2 protein-coding genes are annotated in these 1,946 nt (G+C 60.0%); one reads left to right on the top strand and one right to left on the bottom strand.

All coding sequences use genetic code 11. The features are described 5' to 3' along the window. Positions 1 to 364 precede the first annotated feature (364 nt). Entirely contained in the window at positions 365 to 1,321 is a 957-nt protein-coding gene (locus AC5RU9_RS21265; RefSeq protein ID WP_494018069.1) for an RNA polymerase subunit sigma-70, read from the bottom strand. A 95-nt stretch (positions 1,322 to 1,416) separates the two neighbouring features. Here AC5RU9_RS21265 and AC5RU9_RS21260 point away from each other — a divergent pair, with 95 nt between their 5' ends. Continuing rightward, positions 1,417 to 1,794, top strand: a complete 378-nt coding sequence (locus AC5RU9_RS21260) for a nuclear transport factor 2 family protein (RefSeq protein ID WP_494018068.1) — start codon at positions 1,417 to 1,419, stop codon at positions 1,792 to 1,794. Positions 1,795 to 1,946: the final 152 nt, after the last annotated feature.

Here is a 1,946-nt window from a genome sequence, read left to right as displayed (position 1 = left end):
CACGGGGGTGCATGACAGTACCGGCATAATTCAACCAATTGATAAAACAATCGGTATCAACAAACTTGGCACACTATTGAGTTCTCAAACAACAGACCCCCCAAAACATCACCCCACCGGAACACCACACAAAGCAGCGCATCACAACAGGGCCATTGGAAAAGAAGAGTTATTTTTGGCCGCCTACCGAACCGTACACACCTTCCGGCTTTCCGTTTCGCACCCGGCGACTCAGAAAACAATACACCCCCCACACCCCCAACGCAAATCCACCCCCACACCCCACCCCAACCACCCACCAAACCCCCACCAAACCGCCGTCGAACCTTCATTCCTGGACAACGCGGCCGGGCTCGATGCCCCTTCACTCGAGAAGGTCGGGCGCCCCCAAATGCCTGTGGAATCCGTCGTCAAGGATCCGCATGATTGAGGCGATCTTGCTGCCGTCCCATGTCGGTTCAATAATCAACAGCCCCCGGGCCCGGCCGTCGAGGTAGCAGACAAACGCCGGCCTGCCTCCCGCCCTGGCTGCGGACAGCGCATAGCTGCCGCCGCGCCGGCCCGACGCACTTGCGCGCAGGAAACTCCCGACGGCGGTACGGCCAACGTAGCGTTCGGTTGCCGGCGGCATAGCAAGCCAGCACTGATCAGTAAGAAGCCCAACGAGGGCATCAATATCATCCCGGGAGAAGGCCTCGGCAAACTTGCGGGCGATGTCCTGTTGCGCCGCTTCCGTGGCTTGGGGTGGAGAAGTAGGCCGTCCAGCGCGAGCCCTCTGCAAAAGACCCTTGGCTGCACTTTTACCAATCGAGAGCATCTCGGCAGCCTCACTGACGGTGAAATCCAATACGTCGCACAGCATCAGCACCGCTGCCTGGCGCGGAGGCATGCGTTGAAGAGCCAGCACAAAGGCAAGCTCAACACTTTCACGGGCAATTGCCTGCGCAGCAGGATCAAGTTCGTTGACCCAAGCATCCGGGTACGGCTGAAAATGTGGTTGATCGAACAGATCGCTTGGAGTCGGCGGCTCGAAGGGAGGAAGGGGTGCCGGAAAGGGTCGACGGCCGCGATCCCGCAGAAGGTTCAACGAACGGGTGGTCGCAATCCGATATAGCCACGTCCGCAACGATGATCGCCCCGAAAAACCACGAAGGCCCTTCCACGCCGCGAGCAAAACCTCCTGCAGAACGTCGTCGGCATCATCAACGGAGCCAGTGATCCTGTAACAGTGCACGTGAAGTTCCCGCAGGAAGGGCGACATGAGTGAAGCGAATGCCCTTTCATCGCCGGCCCAGGCAGCTTCCAACTCCGCAGATGTCACGTCTCCATCCTGACACGCGCTCCCGAAGCAGCGTTCCGATCTGCCTGGCCGCGGTGTCTATACAGACGTACCCATCTACGAAAGGAAACCCAGCCATGACCGACAAGAAAGGCACCGCCGTCGATATCTCCGTTGCGTACTACCGCTCCTGGACAGCCGGCATGCTCGACTCAGCGTCCTCATACTTGGCCGAGAATGTCATCTGCCACGCACCCGCAGGCGAACTGAACGGCAGGGACGCCGTACGTGCGTTTATGGAACCCTTCGCTGCCTCGCTTACAGGATCCACGCTCTTGGCAGCATTCGGCGCCGACGACGAAGCGCTCCTTATGTACAGCACAGGAAATGACGCGGTGCCGAGCGCCCCCGGCGCTGAACTCCATCGAGTCCAGGACGGCCGGATCGTGGAGATCCGAATCATCTTCGACCGCTTGCCTTTCGCATTGGCGCGGGGCGACGTCGTGAAAGCATGACGGCGGGAAGCCCGTCCTGCGATTAGCGGCCGGGGGCTTCCCTGATGGTGAGCTCATACCTGTGTTGTGTTGTGTGGGTTAAATGGGTGGAGCCCCGACCGTGGTGGTCGGGGCTCCCCGTTAATGTGTGTCCGGCGGTGTCCTACTCTCCC

It is taken from the genome of Arthrobacter sp. B0316-5-4 (assembly GCF_059090325.1).
Note: the sequence above shows the minus strand (reverse complement) of the source record. Positions and strands in the feature narration are given on the sequence as shown.